The organism is Duganella radicis (genome assembly GCF_009720825.1).
GTDB classification, from domain to species: Bacteria; Pseudomonadota; Gammaproteobacteria; order Burkholderiales; family Burkholderiaceae_D; genus Rugamonas; species Rugamonas radicis.
In genome coordinates this window covers 44,467-62,353 of record NZ_WNKY01000015.1, presented here as the reverse complement: position 1 = coordinate 62,353, position 17,887 = coordinate 44,467, and the positions used below count along the sequence as shown (strand labels likewise).

General features: G+C 63.3%; 11 protein-coding genes. 8 read left to right on the top strand and 3 right to left on the bottom strand.

Annotated elements, in window-relative coordinates; translation table 11 throughout:
• Positions 1-2: 2 nt before the first annotated feature.
• Both GM676_RS15335 and GM676_RS15330 read right to left on the bottom strand, forming a co-directional pair.
• On the bottom strand, positions 3-1,232 hold the full coding sequence (locus tag GM676_RS15335; RefSeq protein WP_155464523.1) for an RtcB family protein: 1,230 nt from the start codon (positions 1,230-1,232) through the stop codon (positions 3-5).
• Positions 1,233-1,495: 263 nt separating this feature from the next.
• On the bottom strand, positions 1,496-3,049 hold the full coding sequence (locus tag GM676_RS15330) for a vWA domain-containing protein (RefSeq protein ID WP_155464522.1): 1,554 nt from the start codon (positions 3,047-3,049) through the stop codon (positions 1,496-1,498).
• A 143-nt stretch (positions 3,050-3,192) separates the two neighbouring features.
• Here GM676_RS15330 and rtcR point away from each other — a divergent pair, with 143 nt between their 5' ends.
• The 6 genes from rtcR (at position 3,193) to GM676_RS15300 (ending at position 12,499) form a co-directional block, all read left to right on the top strand.
• A complete protein-coding gene (rtcR, locus tag GM676_RS15325) occupies positions 3,193-4,785 on the top strand; it encodes an RNA repair transcriptional activator RtcR (RefSeq protein WP_155464521.1) in 1,593 nt (530 codons plus the stop codon).
• Between the two features lie 242 nt (positions 4,786-5,027).
• Positions 5,028-5,654, top strand: coding sequence for a YbhB/YbcL family Raf kinase inhibitor-like protein (locus GM676_RS15320; protein WP_229262708.1), 627 nt, complete (start codon positions 5,028-5,030; stop codon positions 5,652-5,654).
• Between the two features lie 84 nt (positions 5,655-5,738).
• Positions 5,739-6,584, top strand: a complete 846-nt coding sequence (locus tag GM676_RS15315) for a helix-turn-helix transcriptional regulator (protein WP_155464520.1) — start codon at positions 5,739-5,741, stop codon at positions 6,582-6,584.
• Positions 6,585-6,875: 291 nt separating this feature from the next.
• Positions 6,876-8,333 carry a glycoside hydrolase family 30 protein gene (locus tag GM676_RS15310; protein WP_155464519.1) on the top strand — a complete coding sequence of 486 codons (1,458 nt, stop codon included), beginning with the start codon at positions 6,876-6,878 and terminating at the stop codon, positions 8,331-8,333.
• Positions 8,334-8,401: 68 nt separating this feature from the next.
• Complete coding sequence (locus tag GM676_RS15305) at positions 8,402-9,760, top strand: glycoside hydrolase family 5 protein (RefSeq protein WP_155464518.1); 1,359 nt, start codon at positions 8,402-8,404, stop codon at positions 9,758-9,760.
• A 48-nt stretch (positions 9,761-9,808) separates the two neighbouring features.
• On the top strand, positions 9,809-12,499 hold the full coding sequence (locus GM676_RS15300) for a TonB-dependent receptor (protein ID WP_229262707.1): 2,691 nt from the start codon (positions 9,809-9,811) through the stop codon (positions 12,497-12,499).
• A gap of 13 nt (positions 12,500-12,512) precedes the next feature.
• Here the strand turns inward: GM676_RS15300 and GM676_RS15295 are convergent, their stop codons facing one another.
• Entirely contained in the window at positions 12,513-13,409 is an 897-nt protein-coding gene (locus GM676_RS15295) for a LysR family transcriptional regulator (RefSeq protein ID WP_155464516.1), read from the bottom strand.
• A 92-nt stretch (positions 13,410-13,501) separates the two neighbouring features.
• On the opposite strand from GM676_RS15295, the gene GM676_RS15290 reads away from it, so the two are divergent.
• On the top strand, positions 13,502-14,287 hold the full coding sequence (locus GM676_RS15290; protein ID WP_155464515.1) for a TauD/TfdA dioxygenase family protein: 786 nt from the start codon (positions 13,502-13,504) through the stop codon (positions 14,285-14,287).
• Positions 14,288-14,375: 88 nt separating this feature from the next.
• Positions 14,376-17,885, top strand: coding sequence for a response regulator (locus GM676_RS15285; RefSeq protein ID WP_155464514.1), 3,510 nt, complete (start codon positions 14,376-14,378; stop codon positions 17,883-17,885).
• The last annotated feature ends 2 nt before the right edge of the window (positions 17,886-17,887 follow it).

Sequence of the window (17,887 nt, the reverse complement as noted above, 5' to 3'; positions counted from 1 at the left end):
CGCTATCCTTTCACGCAGACGATTTGCTTCAGCACGTGCACCACGTCCACCAGTTCGCGCTGGGCCAGCATGACGGCGTCGATGTCTTTGTAGGCCATCGGGATTTCATCGATGACGTTTTCATCCTTGCGGCACTCGACGCCTTCGGTGGCCTTGATCTGGTCCGCCAGCGAAAAGCGCTTCTTGGCGGCGGTACGGCTCATGGTGCGGCCGGCGCCGTGGCTGCAACTGTTGAAGCTTTCCGGATTGCCGCGTCCGCGCACGATGAAGCTCTTCGCCCCCATCGAACCGGGAATGATGCCCAGCTCGCCCTCGCGCGCCGACACCGCGCCCTTGCGGGTCACCAGCACATCCTTGCCGAAGTGGCGTTCCTGCTGCACATAGTTGTGGTGGCAGTTGACGGCCTCGACGTGCGTCTCGAACGGGTTGGTGATCACCGCGCGCACGGCGGCGATCAGGTTATGCATCATCACTTCGCGATTGGTGCGGGCGAATTTCTGCGCCCAGCCCACCGCCTCGATGTAGTCATCGTAATGCTGCGTGCCCTCGCTCAGATACGCCAGATCCTGATCCGGCAGATTGATGAAGTGGGTCTGCATATCCTTCTTCGCCAGCTCGATGAAGTGGGTGCCGATGGCATTGCCCACGCCACGCGAACCGGAGTGCAGCATGAACCACACCGAGCCTGCCTCGTCGAGACAGATTTCGATGAAGTGGTTGCCCGAGCCCAGCGTGCCCAGATGCTTGTAGTTATTGGTCTTCCTCAGGCGCGGCGTTTTTTCGCAGATGGCGTCGAACTCCGGTTTCAACGCGGCCCAAGCCAAGTCGACCGGCTGCGGCGGCGTGTTCCAGGCGCCATTGTCGCGGCCGCCGTGACGGTGTGACGACGAGCCGTGCGGCACGGCTTTTTCAATGGCTGCGCGCAGCGGACCGAGGTTGTCCGGCAAGTCGTTGGCGGTCAGCGTGGTCTTGGCGGCCATCATGCCGCAGCCGATATCGACGCCGACAGCGGCGGGGATGATGGCGCCCAACGTCGGGATCACGCTACCGATGGTCGAGCCCTTACCGACGTGCACATCCGGCATCACGGCCACGTGCTTGTAGATGAACGGCATCTTCGCAGTCTTGGCCAACTGCTCGTGCGCCTCCGCTTCGACCGGCACGCCGCGAGTCCACATTTTGACGGGCTTGCCGCCCTCGATATTCAGTACGTCGTAGTCTTTGTTTTCCATATTGTTCTCCATCTTATCTATATTTAATCAAACCCGACAAGGGTCGACAGGACGTTCCGGCAAACCTTTTCGGCTTGCCAGGCCGGAATCGAACCGGCGTCACCAGATGTAGTCCTGTCTGCATTCGGGGTAAACCGCCATTGAGTACCTGCGAGACAAATAGTTGGTGTGACCTTACAAGTTCGGGATGTAGTCACACCGGCATTCTTGCCGGACTCAAAACCTGTACTGCTAACACTGAGTGTCCATCCCACGATGGCCTCCTATAGTGCTGTTGCTTCAATCTCTCCCAGCCAGCGTGCGGCGCTCAATTGCCCGGCCGCGAAGGCAGCGATGATCTTGAAGACATCATCTGAAAATCCGCCCACGTTCAGCACGTCGGCACGTTCTATCGCCTGAGTGGTGGCATGCGGCGTCAAATCGATGCATACCAGTCTGGCGTGCGGGTTGCGGCGCTTGAACATTTCCCACTCCTGCATCGTTGCCGTGGCGGAGTTGCGTCGGGCGTCGATCCAAGACTCGTTGTCGGAGACGTACACCACCAGATCCGCGCGCAGCTTGCGCTTGTTCATATACGCGAGCGGTGCGCTACAGTTGGTGCCGCCTCCGCCGATCGATGCCAACTTCGTCGCATTGGTCATTACGGTATCGCGATGATCCAGTCCACAGCGCACCACATCTCTTTCAAACGGTAGCACTACCGTGTGCGGCTGTTTGCGCAGCAAGGCGGCAGCAACCAGAGCAGCGACATCGATGCAGCGCACGGTGGAGGTCGCGCCGGCGCGATAACCCGTCACAGGGGACGACATCGAGCCGGAAACATCCGGGCACACCACTACCTCGCCTTCGATCCGCGGCACATTGGCCAGCGCGATCTCCAGCGCGTCGTGCAGGGCGTCGCGTATCGCCACTGGCATTTCCGGATCAATGGCTTTGTAAGCAGCCAGTAGCTGATAGGGAAATACCTTGGCCTTGGCGATGAGTTCCGCATTCCGCAGCTTGGCGGCAATCGCCTCCACCATGCCCGGTAGTTCGTAGACGCCGTGGCGCGCGAAGGTGTTCAGGTTCATGCGCACCATCTGCCAGCCGCTCTGCATGGCGATCCGCGCCCAGGCTTGCGCTGGCAGTTCCAGCGCGGTCAACATCTGGAACGGCACCTCCGGCACTGGCTGCGTCCGATCCTGCTGGTACGCCTTGAAGCCGGCCAGCAGCGGCGGCAGCGTCTCGGCCTGATGCGGCTTGTTAAGCAGCCAGGCAAAGAATGCTTCGCGCCATGCTTCCGCAGGTTTTGGATGCACCATCTTCACCACGTCGGCCAGCGAGGGCGAGGAACCAACCGACGCGGACAGCAGCGCTTTTTCGCTGGCGTTGTTCAGCCATGCCTGCACCAGTTTCTTCGGACGCGAACCCAGCGATTTACGGCCGGTGGCGCCGGAGCGCACGATCTGCACGAAGGTGCGCAGCATTTTGCCGTTGTCGATCACGCGGTTGAACACGGCGGCCAGTTGTGGCCGTCCTTGTGTGGCCAGGACCGCGGTCAACAGCACCGGCATGTCCTTCATGTAGCCGCGCTCGCGGCAGTACACGGCCGTTTGTGCGATGAACTGTGGATCGATGCCCTGGCACAGTTCCAGTACCTCGGCCAGTTGCGCTTCGGCGCTGGCGTAGTAGGTCGCGTTCAGGCAGCCGGTGGCGGCGTACTGCGCCAGCTGATGCTTGGGCGTCAACTGGTACGCCGGCGCGCCGGCTTCGTTGATCGCGGTGGCGACCGGCAGAAACTTGTTTTTCAGCGACTGGAACAGTTGGATGTTTGCCATTTTTGGACTCTCTTGTTTTTCGGTTTTATCCTTCCTATTGCAATCGGTGTGCCAGCTTGCTAACTAATTGATTTAAAACAAAATAGCAAAAATAGACATCGGCGCGTTTACATGATAAATTATCTTAAAGGATAAATATTTATATGAAAAAACGCATCGTTGTGATTGGCTTTGTCGGTACCCAACTGGATGCGGGCAAGGCTGCCGGCCGCTGGGAGCGCTGGCGGCCCAGTGTCGCCATCACCCAGCATCCAGATGTGGTGGTGGACCGGTTCGAGCTGCTGTACAGCGGGCGCTTCGGCGAACTGGCGCAAGCGGTGGCGGCGGATATGGCGACGGTGTCGCCTGAAACCGAGGTGGTGTTGCGCGATGTGCCGATGGACGATCCCTGGGATTTCGAGCAGGTCTACAGCGCGCTGTATGACTTTGCGCAGTCCTACCGTTTCGACACCGAGAACGAGGAATATTGGATACACATCACCACCGGCACGCACGTGGTGCAGATCTGCCTGTTCCTGATGACGGAGGCGTTTTATTTCCCGGGCCGTTTGCTGCAAACCTCGCCACCGCGCCGGATGGGGCCGGGCGAACCGGGCTCGTTTGTGCTGATCGATCTGGATCTGTCGAAGTATGATCGGATTGCGCAACGCTTCTCGCGTGAGCAGGAGGAGGGCGTGGCTTTCCTCAAGTCAGGCATCGCCACGCGCAATGCGCGCTTCAACACCATGATCGATGAGATCGAGCGGGTGGCCATCCGTTCCAAGGCGCCAATGCTGTTGATGGGGCCTACCGGCGCCGGCAAGTCTTTCCTGGCGCGCCGCGTGTATGAGTTGAAGAGGGCGCGTCACCAGATCGATGGACGCTTTGTGGAAATCAACTGCGCCACCTTGCATGGCGATGGCGCGGGGTCGACCTTGTTCGGACATATCAAGGGTTCGTTCACCGGCGCCTCTTCCGACCGACCAGGTTTGCTGCGCGCGGCGCATAAAGGCTTGCTGTTCCTCGATGAGATCGGCGAGCTGGGTCTCGATGAGCAGGCCATGCTGTTGAAGGCGGTGGAAGAAAAGCGCTTCCTGCCGGTGGGCGGCGATCACGAAGTGCAGAGCGACTTCCAGCTGATCGCCGGCACCAATCGCGATCTGGCGCACGAGGTGGCGGCGGGCCGCTTCCGCGAGGATTTGTTCGCGCGGATTAATTTGTGGACGTATGAGCTGCCGGGACTGGTCGACAGGCCGGAGGACATCGAGCCCAATATCGATTATCTGTTGCAGCAAGTGGGCGCGGAGCAGGGGCAGATGGCGCGCTTCAACAAGGAAGCACGCGAGCGCTACATGCGTTATGCAGCATCGCCGGATGCGGCGTGGAGCGGCAACTTCCGTGATTTATCGGCGTCGGTCACGCGCATGGTGACACTGGCGGAAGCGGGCCGCATCAATGACGATATCGTGAGCGGCGAACTGGCGCGCTTGCAGCGGCAATGGCGGCCGCAGCAAAAGCCGGCCGAGTTTGATCTGGAAAGCGTGATGTCACCGGAAGCCTTTGCTGCGCTGGACCTGTTCGACGCTATGCAACTGCGCTCCGTGATTCAGATCTGCCGCACCTCAAAATCCTTGTCCGACGCCGGCCGCAAACTCTACGCCATCTCACGCGAAACCAAAGCCAAACCCAACGACGCCGACCGCCTGAAAAAATACCTCACGCGTTTTGGCCTGGACTGGGAAACGATCGCCCGCTGACGCGTGCATTGATTCGCCGACCTCGTGGGAGACCCCAATTCGCTTAACATTGGACTTATCGCCGCATGACGGCTGGTGTCTCCGAGGCGCGCCTTGAGCGTTTCGCAACAAAAGTCGCGCGCCCCGCGACGGCGCTCCTGCCGCGGCGCCAGTATCCTGAAATGGTCCCGGTTCGCGCGCCAGGTCCGCCAAGGTTGACGCGCGAGCCGGGACGCATTCCAACCTCGATTCCGGAAGACCCGATGAAAACAAACAATATGCTTGCCGCGACGCTTGGCGTCGCAACTTTCTTGTGTGCCGCGCTGGCAGCCTGCGGTGGAAGCGCCCAGGCCCAGGTGCCAGCCTTTACGCTCTCCAGTCCCGACCTGGCTTCAGGCACGTTCTCCAATCACCACATCCTCAACGGATTCGGCTGCACGGGCGACAATGTGTCACCGGCGCTGGCATGGAGTAATCCGCCTGCCGGCACCAAGACGTTCGCCGTGCAAGTGCAGGACCTCGATGCGCCAACCGGCAGTGGCTTCTGGCACTGGGCCGTGTACAACATTCCAGCGTCGGCCACCGGTCTGCCGCAAGGCGCTGGTAACCGCGCCGCCAGTTTGCCGGCACCGGCGTTCGGTGGCACCACCGATTTGCTCGACACGGGCGTGGCCGGCGGGAACGGCAACTATGGCGGCCCCTGCCCACCAGCGGGCGACCAACCTCACCGGTACGTGTTCACTGTGTATGCGTTGGCGGTGGATGACCTGGTCGCCGCCGCGGGCGTGCCGCGCACCGGGACCGCCGCCCTGTATTCTTTCGTCATGAATAAAGGGGTGGGCAGCGCCCTGTTGGGCAAGGCGACCTTTACCGCGAAGTTCTCCAGATAACGCCGCCAGCCGGTCAATCTGCGCTACCCTGTACATGGTGCGGAAACCGGCGTGACACAACATGTTTTTGCAAGTGAACGGTCTATGATTGCTTATCCAACCGGCAGTGAACCCCGGATCGCCCTCCGCTCAGAGGTCGGTGCGACCGCGGGTATCCAGCAACAACAGGAGTTGGAATTCAAGCGCCTGTTCATAGAAAATCCGGTCTTGATCCTGGTTGAACAGGGAATCAAATCGGTGCAATGGTCCGGCGGTGCGTGCCAGATCCGCGCCGGGGAGGCAATCGCCCTGGCGGGCGGGCAGTCGATCGATATCACTAACCGGATCGGGGCGGACGGATGCTATCGCGCCCGCTGGCTGGCGTGGGACGGCGGCTTGATCGCCGCGCACGCCAACGCGCACGCCCGGCAGACCGTTATCCGGGACGCGCTGCCCATCATCGGCGCTCCGGCCGACTTCCTCGCCGCGTTCCGTCAGGCCAGCGATGCGATAGAGGACGACCGCTTGCCCATCGAGATCGCTCGCCACCGGGCCGCCGAGTTGTTACTGTGGGTCGGCCTGCACGGCGGCAGATTCGAACAGGCCAGGGACTTGACGCTTGCTGTCAAGGTCCGGCGCGTGATTGGCCAGGACGTGGGCGGGGAATGGAGCGCCTGTGCGGTGGCGTCGGCGTTCGCTATCAGCGAGGCGACGCTGCGGCGCAAACTCGCCGACGAAGGTACCTCACTCAGCGCCATTCTCGTCGATACCCGCATGACGCTCGCGCTTCAGTTGCTGCAATCGACTGCCCAACCTGTCACGCAGATCGCGCTCGCGGTCGGCTACCAGACCCCATCGCAGTTCGCGGTGCGCTTTCGTGACCGCTTCGGTTTCCCCCCGACCTCGGTTCGCGGCCATCGCCGCATGGCGGACGGCGAAGGCCGGTCCTGAACGCCTAGCTTAGCTATTGAGAGGCAGGCGCTATGTGTTTGACGCGCCAGCCTGAGCGCATTGCGTCTGTCATCTTGCTAACGCGCAGCAGCCGCAGAACATCCCGCACACGTCGATTTGTTGTCCGCACGATTGGATGCCGACAAAAATCCCACACCCTCCGCGCATTCGTTGACATTGAAGATTTGCCGGTGCTATAGTTCTTTCAATAAATGGAAACGCTTCCATTTAATTCATAAGTGAATGAACTGAGACAGGCGGACCACGATAGCGCCTGCGTGAGGAGACAGCATGTTGACAGTCAGCCCTGCATTGCCGGGCGATGGAGCGTTGCGCCCGTCGTCTTTCAAATCCCTCTCTACATTGCTGGCAGCCGCGCTGCTGGCGTGCGCCGGCGCCGTGCAGGCGCAGACGGTGCAGGCGTGGATTACCACTGGCGATCAGACTCAGCTGCTGGCGCGTGCGGCCGATGCCAGGTTTCAGAACGGCGTCAAAGCCACCACCATCATCGAAGTCGATCCCAGGCAGCGTTTCCAGGAAATGGTCGGCTTCGGCGCCGCCATCACCGACGCTTCCGCCTGGCTGATCCAGAACAAGCTGAGCCCGCAGCAGCGCGCCGCGCTGCTCAACGAGCTGTTTGGCAAAGCGCCCGGCCTGGGCTTCAGCTTCACGCGGCTGACCATCGGCGCATCGGATTTCTCGCGCCATCACTACAGCTTTGACGATATGCCCCCGGGTCAGACCGACCCGGAGCTCAAGCACTTCTCGATCGATCCCAATCGCGCAGATGTGCTGCCGGTGACCAAGGCCGCGCTGGCCATCAATCCCAGGCTGCGCGTGATGGCCTCGCCATGGAGCGCGCCGGGCTGGATGAAGTCCACCGACAGCCTGATTCAAGGCACGCTGAAGCCGGAAGCCTTCGCGCCGTTCGCCCATTACCTGTCGCGCTATGTCAGCGCCTATGAAAAGGAAGGCGTGCCGATCTACGCGCTGACCCTGCAAAACGAACCGCACTTCGAGCCCAGGGATTATCCCGGCATGCGCGTCGATCCGGCCAGGCGTGCCGCTTTCATCGGCGGCCATCTGGGGCCGGTGCTGGCCAGGGAGCATCCGCAAACCAGGATCCTGGACTGGGACCACAACTGGGATGAGCCCGGTTCGCCGGCCGATGTGCTGAAAGACCCCGTCGCCAACAAATACGTGAGCGGCGTGGCCTGGCACTGCTACGGCGGCGACGTGCGCGTGCAAGCCGCGCTGCACGACCGCTGGCCCGACAAGGAGACCTTCTTCACCGAATGCTCGGGCGGCAAGTGGGCGCCGGTGTGGTCGGATAATTTGCAGCACTTCGCCAAGGTGCTGGTGGTCGGCACCACGCGCGGCTGGGCCAAGGGTGTGCTGCTGTGGAATCTGGCGCTCGATGAAAACGACGGCCCGCACCTCGGCGGCTGCAAGGATTGCCGTGGCGTGGTGACCATCGACAGCCGCGACGGCAAGATCACCCGCAACGAGGAATACTACGCGCTCGGCCACGCCAGTCGCTTCGTGCGCCAAGGCGCGCGTCGCATCGCCTCCACCAGCGGCTACGACCAGCTCGACACGGTGGCCTTCCGCAACGCCGACGATGGCTCGGTGGCGCTGCTGGTGGTGAACTCGGCCAAGGCGCCGCGCAGTTTCGCGGTGCGGGTGGCCCAGCGCAGTTTCGATTACACCTTGCCGGCGGCCAGCGTCGCCACCTTTACCTGGCATTAAACCGTCGCTGCCTTGTGCAGCTTTCTCTACATTGATATGGAAGCGCTTCCACACGAAGGAGGTTGGAGATGTTTTTTCGCGCGATTTGTCGTCTGAGCTTGTTGGTCCTGGCCGGCTGCGGTGGCGGCGGCGGCACGCCACCGGCGCCGCCGGTCGCACCGCCACCTGTGGCGGAAGTCATCAAGCCGACGCCGGTGACGCCGGTGCCGGTGCTGCCGCTGACCATGCTGCATACGCAGGGCGCCAAATGGCTCAAGGCCGACGGCAGCCCGGTCACGCTGAAAGGCGTCAACCTCGGCAACTGGCTGATCAATGAATTCTGGATGATGGGCCAGGGCAGCAACGGCATCGACGACCAGTGCAAGCTGGAAGCCAAGCTCGACGAACGCTTTGGCTACGCCGAACGCCAGCGTCTGATGCAACTGTTCCGCGATAACTGGATCACCACCCGCGACTGGGACCAGATGCAGAAGTTCGGCCTGAACGTGGTGCGCCTGCCTTTCATCTACAGCGTGGTGGAAGACGAAAAAAATCCGCGCACCTTGCGCGCCGACGCCTGGCGCTATCTGGACGACGCCATCGCCCAAGCCGAGAAGCGCGGCATGTACGTGATCCTCGACCTGCACGGCGCGGTCGGCTCGCAAGGCTGGGAGCAGCACAGCGGCTGCGCCGGCAAGAATCTGTACTGGAGCACGCCGGAATTCCAGCAGCGCACCATCTGGCTGTGGCAGCAGGTGGCGGGGCGCTACAAGGACCGCGTGAGCGTGGCCGGTTACAGCGTGCTCAACGAGCCATGGGGCACGGACGCAGCCAATCTGGCCAGCGTGGTGAAGACCTTGTACAGCGCCATCCGCGCGGTCGACCCGAATCACGTGGTGATCCTGCCGGGCCACAACAGCGGCGGCATCAACGCTTACGGCAAGCCGTCCGGGCAAGGCATGAGCAATGTCGCCTTCGAGATGCATTTCTATCCCGGCCTGTTCGGCTGGGGCCAGATCGGCGTGCAGGTGCACAAGGATTGGCTGACGTGCAGCGGCGGCGGCAACAGCGGCGTGTGCGAGTGGGACAACCGCATCCGCGATGTCGATACCGCTTTCTTTGTCGGCGAGATGCAGCCATGGACCGGGCAGGGCCTGGACATGGGCGGCCAGATCGCCCGCGCATCCTTCGATACCTACGCCAAATACGGCTGGGCCGCCACCGCCTGGAGCTGGAAGGTGGTGACCAACAGCGGCGGCCAGGGCAATGGCACCTGGGGCATGGTCACCAACGCCGGCAGCGCGCCCGTGCCCAAGACCGATTTCACCGCCGCCTCGCTGAGCGAGATCGAAACCCTTTTCAAGTCCTTCGGCAGTCAGCAGTACGAAGTCCACCAGCCGTTGCAGGACTGGATGACCAGCAGCACCGCACCACAGCCTTTCCGTTAAAACTATAAGAGTGAGATGACAATGAACAAGCACAACCATGTAATCAGGATGACTCCCATTGCCGCCGCCTGCGCCGTCATGGCGTTCGCGGCCAGCCCCGCCCATGCCCAGCAGCAGGCGGCGCAAGCCAAGGCCGAAGACGGCGCGGTGCAGGAAGTGGTGGTGACCGGCATCCGCCGCAGCATCGAAACCTCGATGGCCATCAAGCGCGACGCCGACGCCATCGTCGAAGCGGTGACGGCCGAGGACATCGGCAAGCTGCCGGATGTGTCGATCGCCGAATCGATCGCCCGCCTGGCCGGCCTGACCGCGCAGCGCGTCGAAGGCCGCGCGCAAGTGATTTCGATACGCGGCCTGGCGCCGGACTTTTCCACCACGCTGCTGAATGGCCGCGAGCAGGTTTCGACCAGCAACAACCGGGGCGCCGAATACGACCAGTATCCGTCCGAGCTGATCAACGGCGTCACCGTGTACAAGACGCCGGATGCGTCGCTGGTGTCGGGCGGCCTGTCCGGCACGGTGGACCTGCAAACCGTGCGTCCGCTGGATGTCCGCCAGCGCACCGTGGTGCTGAACGTGCGCGGCGAGCATAACTCCAACGGCAAACTGAACTCCAACACCTCAGCCAACGGCAACCGCCTGAGCGCCTCGTACGTGGACCAGTTCCTCAACAACACGCTGGGCGTGGCGGTCGGCTACGCGCACCTCGATTCGCCGGGGCAGCAGAAGGAATACAAATCGTGGTGGTGGGGCCGCGACAACAAGCTGCCGGCCGGCATGGAAGACGTGGTGGCGCTGAAAGGCGCGGAAGTCACCGCCTCGTCGCGCGAGCAGAAGCGCGATGGCCTGATGGGCGTGATCGAATACCGTCCGTCGAAAGAATTCCGCACCACGCTGGACCTGTACTACTCCGAGTTCAAGCAGAACACCACCATGCGCGGCATGATGTGGAACTCGCACCAGTGGAGCGACGTGACTTACCGCGATCCTGTCGTGGAAACCATCGGCGGCACGCGCCTGCTGGTGGGCGGCAAGCTGGTCAACCTGGAACCGATCGTCCGCAACGACTACAACCAGCGCAAGGACAAGCTGTGCGCACTGGGCTGGAACAACACCTTCAAGAAAGATGGCTGGACCCTGATCGGCGACCTGTCGTACTCGACCGCCAAGCGCCGCGAGGAGGTGCTGGAAACCTACGCCGGCCTGGGCCCGGCCGGTTCGCACATCACCGACAACAACTTCGAATTCCACATCCCGACCGCCAGCGGCCTGCCGACCTTTACGCCGAGCTTCAACTACACCGATCCGAAGATCATCAAGCTGACCGACGTCGGCGGCTGGGGCAAGGATGCGGACATGCACCACCCGGTGGTGAAAGACGAACTGAGCTCGGCCAAGTTCTCGGCCAGGAAGGAACTGGATGGCATCTTCCGCAGCCTGGAGGGCGGCGTCAATTTCAGCAAGCGCGAGAAGACCCACGCCGACACCAACAACTACTGGTTCCTGAAAAACGGCCGCGCACCGGCCACCGTGTCATCGGACTTGCTGCAACCATCGACCTCGCTGTCATTCGCCGGCATTCCCGCGGTGATGAGCTACGACGTGCTGGGCGTGCTCAACAAGTACTACGACAAACAGCCGGCCCGTCCGGACGACCAGGCCTTGCAGGACTGGGGCGTGACCGAGAAGATCACCACCGCCTACGCCAAGCTGGGCATCGACGCCGATATCGGTCCGATCCCGGTGCGCGGCGCGCTAGGCCTGCAAGCGGTGAACGTGGATCAGAAATCGCGCGGCGCCACTGTCAACGCGGGCAAGCTGGGCACCATCAACGGCGGCGCCGACTACACCGACATCCTGCCCAGCCTGAACCTGAACTTCGACCTCGACAAATACCTGTCGACCACCAATCTGCGTTTCGGCGCGGCCAAGACGGTGGCGCGTCCGCAGATGTCGGACATGCGTGCCGGTATTTCGGGCGGTGTGGATTCCACCACCCGCATGTGGAACGGCAGCGGCGGCAATCCGAACCTGGAGCCTTGGCGCGCCAATTCGTATGACCTGTCGATGGAAAAGTACATCGGCAAGCGCAGCTACATCGCCGGCGCGCTGTGGTACAAGAAGCTGCAAAGCTACATTTACAACCAGCAGACCGCGTTCAGCTTTGCCGGCTTCCCTAACCCGTCGGCGGTGATTCCGATCCAGGATATCGGCACGCTGAACCGCCCGGCCAACGGCACTGGCGGCATGGTGAAGGGGGTGGAGCTGTCGGGCGCGCTGGATGCGGGCTTGCTGTGGGCGCCGCTGGAAGGCTTTGGCGTGACGGGCAGCATGTCCGGCACCGAGAGCTCGATCCATCCGAATGGGCCGGGCACCAAGGAGAAGCTGCCGGGCTTGTCGGGCGTGGTGTCCAACTTCACCGTGTACTACGAGAAGGACGGCTACTCGGCGCGCGCCAGCCGCCGTTATCGTTCGGCCTATCGTGGCGAGGTGACCGGTTTGTTCGCGCAGCGCGCGTTCAGCGAGATCTTGGCCGAGCGCCAGATCGACTTGCAGCTGGGTTATGCGATTGAGGAGGGCCGGTACAAAGGCCTGTCGTTCCTGTTCCAGGTGAATAACCTGAACAACTCGCCTTACCAGACCCGTCAGGGCGATCCGTTCTCCGGTGGTTCGTATGCGCCGGAGCGCTACACCACTTACGGTCGCCAGATCCTGCTGGGGCTGAACTACAAGCTGTAAGCCAGGCCGCCGCCTATTCCAGCGTTACCGCCAGCATGTCGGTGAACGCGCGGATTTTGGCGGCGCCGCGGCGGTTGGCGGGGTAGACGGCGTAGATGCCAATGTCCATCTCGCCCGGGTTGGCCTGGTAGCCGGCCAATACTGTCATCAGCTTGCCGGCGTTCAGATCCGGTTGGATCAGCCAGCCCGGCAGCAGGGCCAGGCCGAGGCCGCTCAGCGCGGCCTGGCGCAGCATTTCCGCGTTGTTGACTTGCAGCTTGCCGTGGACTTCCACTTCGGTTGCCAGCTCTTTGCCGCGCAGGCGCCATGTCGGGCGGCTGCTCCCATAAGCAAACAGCAGGCAATTGTGCCGCGCCAGTTCTTGTGGCGTTTGTGGCGCGCCATGTTCGGCCAGGTAGGCCGGGCTGGCAACGATGTGGCGCTGGTGGCCCGCCAGTTTGCGGGCGATCAGGTTGGGCTGCTGTCCGGGATTGCCGATGCGGATGGCGACATCGATCGCTTCATCCACCAGATTGGTCACGGCGTCGCTCAGGCGCAGGTCCAGCTCCAGCCGGGGATGGCGGCGCGTCAGTTCGGGCAGCATGGGCGAGATGTAGCGTATGGCCAGCGTGACCGGGGCGGCGATGCGCAACATGCCGGCCGGTTCGGCGTCGCGGCCGGCGGCGGCGTCGTCGGCTTCATCCAGCGCGGCCAGGATATGGGTGGCGTGCTCGAAGTAGGCGCGACCGCTGTCGGTGAGGGTGATGCTGCGGGTCGAGCGGTTCAGCAGCGGCGCGGCCAGGCGCTGTTCCAGCGCATCCACCAGCCGCGTGACCGAGGAGGTGGCCACGCCCAGCTGACGCGCGGCGGCCGAAAAACCGCCGTTGCTGGCGACCAGGCAAAAGGCTTTCAATTCCGCGAATCTATCCATGTCGTTGCGTCCTGCGCAAAAGTGTGTGCTATTTTGCCCATATTATCAGCAGATCGAGGCGGGATTATAGTGTTTTTCATTTAGGAGGCCATATGAAAATCACCCCGCTCCCAGTTGGTTTTGGCGCTGAAATTGCCGGCGTCGATCTGCGCCGTGCCGATGAAGGCATGGCGGACTTGCTGCGCGCTGCCTTGCTGGAATACGGCATGCTGGTGGTGCGCGACCAGTCCTTCACACCGGAGGAGCAACTGGCGGCCAGCCGCCTGTTTGGCGACCTGGAGACTTTTCCTGCGATGCGCGGTCAGCTGCAAGCCTGGCCGGAAATCTTCCGCGTTGCCAGCCGGCCGGAGGACGGGCATGTGGAGGTCGGCCGCTACTGGCATTCGGACGGCTCGTTCCGCGAAGAGCCGACGCCGATCAGCTTCTGGTATTCGGAAGTGCAATCGGAAGAGGGCGGCGATACGTTGTTCACCGACTTGCAGCGCGCCTATGCCGAACTGCAACCGGATATCCAGCAAGAGTTCGACAGCTTGAAGACGGCGCACCGCAATGGCGTGGTGCATCCGCTGGTGCTGCGCCATCCGAAGACGCAGGTGCCGGCGCTGTACCTGAACATGGGGCTGACGGCGGGTGTGCTGGGCCACAGCGCCGACCATTCGCGCGCGCTGATGGAAGCGGTGGACCGCCATTACTCGCGTGAAGGCGCCACCTACCGCCACCACTGGCTGCCGGGCGACGTGGTCATCGCCGACAACCTGCACGTCGGCCACAAAGCCACGCCGATTACACCGGCCACCCGCCGCATCCTCAACCGCACCACCATCCGCGCCGACGACGTGATCTGGTACGACGGGGCCGCGAAACAGGCGGCTTGGTGATTTCGTTCACGCACGGTTGAATTGGCGGTCTTGCTAAGCTTGTATTTGAGCTAAACTTGTTGCTCCTTAAGCTACCTTGGCCCGCATCATGCCCAATTCCGCCACGCTGGACGAACGTGGTTTTCGTCGTATCCTTGCGCGTAACGTTACGCTGCCGCTGGCCGCCGGGGTGGTCAGCGCCGGCGTGTTCGTGGTGCTGCTGGCTTATCTGGTCACCACCATGAACTGGGTCGAGCACAGCGAGCGTGTGATTGGCAATGCCAACCAGATCGGCAAGGAGATGGTGGACATGGAAACCGGCTTGCGCGGCTATCTGCTGGCCGGCGACGAGGCTTTCCTGCAACCGTACATCCTGTCCAAACCCAAGGTTGCCGCCAGCTTGGCCGGGCTGGAGAAGATGGTGGCCGACAGCCCGATGCAGGTCGACCGCCTGCGCACCGTGCTCTACCAGCAACAGCAATGGGATCAGTACGCGCAGGAGATGATACGCCTGCGCGCCGCCAACGGCGATGTCACCGGCTCGGTCAAGACCGGCCGCGGCAAGAATCAGTTCGATGAAATCCGCCGCCAGCTCGATGCCTTCGTCGCCGCCGAGCAGCGCATGCGCCAGCAACGCAACGCCGAAGCGCGCACCGTCACCACCTGGGTGGCGGTGATTTATCTGGTGCTGACGCTGGGCGTGGGCGGACTTCTCGCCTGGTTCGGCCGCCGCGAGCTGACCGGCCTGTCCCAGGTTTACACCAAGGCCATCGATGAGCAAGCCGGCCATGCCGCGCTGTTGCAGCAGCAAGCCTGGCTGCGCACCGGCCAGAGCGAGCTGGCGCAGCAGGGCATCGGCCAGATGGCGCTGCCGCAGCTGTCGTCGGTGCTGCTGCAATTTTTGGCGCGTTACCTGGGCGTGGTGGTCGGCGCGCTGTACCTGCGCGCGCCCGATGGCAGCTTCCGCCGCGTGGCTTCCTACGGATTCAGTGAGGAGTGGGCGCGGCGCGAGCAGCTGTTCAAGCCGGCCGAAAGCCTGGTGGCACAAGCCGCGCTGGAGCGCCGCATCATTCGCCTGGAGCCGGTGCCGGCCGATTATATTCAAGTCAGCTCCGGCCTCGGCAGCGGCGCGCCGGCCAGTGTGCTGCTGGTCCCGGTCGATAGCGATGGCGAGATCAATGGCGTGATCGAGCTGGGCCTGCTGCGCCCCATCAATGAGCGCGATCTCGATTTCCTGGCGCTGGTGAAGGGCAATATCGGCAGCGCCATCGACGCCAGTTGGTCGCGCCAACGCTTGCAGGAGGTGCTGGCTGAAACCCAGCAGCTCAACGAGGAATTGCAGGTGCAGCAGGAGGAACTGCGCACCGCCAACGAGGAACTGGAGGAACAGTCGCGCGTGCTGGAAGAATCGCAGGCCAGCCTGGAAAACCAGAAGGCGGAACTGGAACAGACCAACGAGCAGCTGGCCGAGCAAAGCAACGCGCTCGACCAGAAAAACGCCGAGCTGCTGAAAGCGCAGAAAGACCTGGAGGAGCGCGCGCTGGAGCTGGAACGCGCCAGCCAGTACAAGTCGCAATTCCTGGCCAATATGTCGCACGAGCTGCGCACGCCGCTCAACAGCTCGCTGATCCTGGCCAAGCTGCTGGCCGAGAACGGCCCCGGCAACCTGAACGAGGAGCAGGTGCGCTTCGCCAACACCATCTACTCGGCCGGCAATGATCTGCTCAACCTGATCAACGACATCCTCGACATCTCCAAGGTGGAGGCCGGCAAGCTGGACCTGGTGCCGGAGCCGCTGTCGGCGCGCCATGTGGTGGAAGGCATGGCCATGGTGTTCGAACCGCTGGCCCAGCAGAAGAAGCTGGCCTTCCAGCTGCACGTGGCGGAGGACGTGGCCGAACATATGGTGACCGACCGCCAGCGGCTGGAGCAGATATTGAAAAATCTGCTGTCCAACGCGCTCAAGTTCACCAGCACCGGCCAGATCACGCTGTCGGTGCGGGCGCATGGCGACGACGCGGTGGCGTTCTCGGTGCAGGACACCGGCATCGGCATCCGGCCCGAAGACCAGCAAGCCATCTTCAACGCCTTCCAGCAGGCCGACGGCACCACCAGCCGCAAGTACGGCGGCACCGGTCTGGGCCTGTCGATCTCGCGCGACCTGGCGCAGTTGCTGGGCGGCGGCATCAGCCTGGTGAGCGAGCCGGGCAAGGGCAGTTGCTTCACGCTGAACCTGCCGGTGGCGTGGAGCGCGCCCGAACCGGGACCGCGCACCGGCAGCTCGACCACCGACGCCAACGTGGCGCCGGTGGAAATCATCAAGGCGCCGCTGCCGGAAGTGGCGGCGCCGGCGGCGGCGCCATCGGCCCTCGTGGTGCGCGCCTTCGACGACGACCGCGTGCTGGTGGCGGCGGCCGGCCCCGGCGCGGCGCGCGGCCGGCTGGTGCTGGTGGTGGAGGACGACGCATCGTTCGCCCGCATCCTGTACGAGCTGGCGCACGAGCAGCAGTACCACTGCCTGGTCGCTTTCGACGCCGACGAGGGCCTGGCGCTGGCGCGCGAGTACAAGCCGGACGCGGTGCTGCTGGACATCCGCCTGCCGGACCGCTCCGGCCTGTCGGTGCTGCAATTGCTGAAAGATGACGCCGCCACCCGCCACATCCCGGTCCACGTGGTGTCCGGCAGCGACAACGGCGAGGCCGCGCTGCACCTGGGCGCGATCGGCTACGCCATCAAGCCGGCCACCCGTGAGCAGCTGATGGAAGTGTTCCGCCGCATCGAGACCAAGCTCACGCAAAAGATCAAGCGCGTGCTGCTGGTGGAGGACGACCACCGCCAGCGCGACAGCGTGGTGCAGCTGATCTCCGACGAGGACGTCGAAATCGTCGCCGTCGGCAGCGGCGAGGAAGCGCTGGCGCTGCTGCGCACCACCATCTACGACTGCATGATCATCGACCTCAAGCTGCCGGACATGCAGGGCAACGAGCTGCTGCAACGCATGGCGGGCGAATCGCTGGCGGCCTTCCCGCCGGTGATCGTCTACACCGGCCGCAACCTCTCGCGCGCCGAGGAGGCCGACCTGCACAAATACTCGCGCTCCATCATCATCAAGGGCGCGCGTTCGCCGGAACGCCTGCTGGACGAGGTGACGCTGTTCCTGCACAAGGTGGAGGCCGACCTGTCGAGCGAACGCCAGCGCATGCTGAAAACCGTGCGCGCGCGCGACCGCGTGTTCGAGGGCCGCCGCATCCTGCTGGTGGACGACGACGTGCGCAACATCTTCGCCCTGACCAGCGCGCTGGAGCAGAAGGGCGCGCTGGTGGAAGTGGGCCGCAACGGCCACGAGGCGCTGGAAAAACTCGATGCCGTGGCCGACATCGATCTGGTGCTGATGGATGTGATGATGCCGGTGATGGACGGCCTGGAAGCCACGCGCCGCATCCGCGCCGACGAGCGCTTCGCCCGCCTGCCGATCATCGCCATCACCGCCAAGGCCATGAAGGACGATCAGGAGCAATGCCTGGCGGCCGGCGCCAGCGACTACCTGGCCAAGCCGATCGACCTGTCGCGCCTGTACTCGCTGCTGCGCGTCTGGATGCCGAACGCCGAACGGAGTTGACC

Excerpts from the sequence above, each read along its gene's own strand:
- GM676_RS15335 (WP_155464523.1), bottom strand. The coding sequence starts at position 1,232 with ATGGAAAACAAAGACTACGACGTACTGAATATCGAGGGCGGCAAGCCC.
- GM676_RS15330 (WP_155464522.1), bottom strand. The coding sequence starts at position 3,049 with ATGGCAAACATCCAACTGTTCCAGTCGCTGAAAAACAAGTTTCTGCCG.
- rtcR (WP_155464521.1), top strand. The coding sequence starts at position 3,193 with ATGAAAAAACGCATCGTTGTGATTGGCTTTGTCGGTACCCAACTGGAT.
- GM676_RS15320 (WP_229262708.1), top strand. The coding sequence starts at position 5,028 with ATGAAAACAAACAATATGCTTGCCGCGACGCTTGGCGTCGCAACTTTC.
- GM676_RS15315 (WP_155464520.1), top strand. The coding sequence starts at position 5,739 with ATGATTGCTTATCCAACCGGCAGTGAACCCCGGATCGCCCTCCGCTCA.
- GM676_RS15310 (WP_155464519.1), top strand. The coding sequence starts at position 6,876 with ATGTTGACAGTCAGCCCTGCATTGCCGGGCGATGGAGCGTTGCGCCCG.
- GM676_RS15305 (WP_155464518.1), top strand. The coding sequence starts at position 8,402 with ATGTTTTTTCGCGCGATTTGTCGTCTGAGCTTGTTGGTCCTGGCCGGC.
- GM676_RS15300 (WP_229262707.1), top strand. The coding sequence starts at position 9,809 with ATGACTCCCATTGCCGCCGCCTGCGCCGTCATGGCGTTCGCGGCCAGC.
- GM676_RS15295 (WP_155464516.1), bottom strand. The coding sequence starts at position 13,409 with ATGGATAGATTCGCGGAATTGAAAGCCTTTTGCCTGGTCGCCAGCAAC.
- GM676_RS15290 (WP_155464515.1), top strand. The coding sequence starts at position 13,502 with ATGAAAATCACCCCGCTCCCAGTTGGTTTTGGCGCTGAAATTGCCGGC.
- GM676_RS15285 (WP_155464514.1), top strand. The coding sequence starts at position 14,376 with ATGCCCAATTCCGCCACGCTGGACGAACGTGGTTTTCGTCGTATCCTT.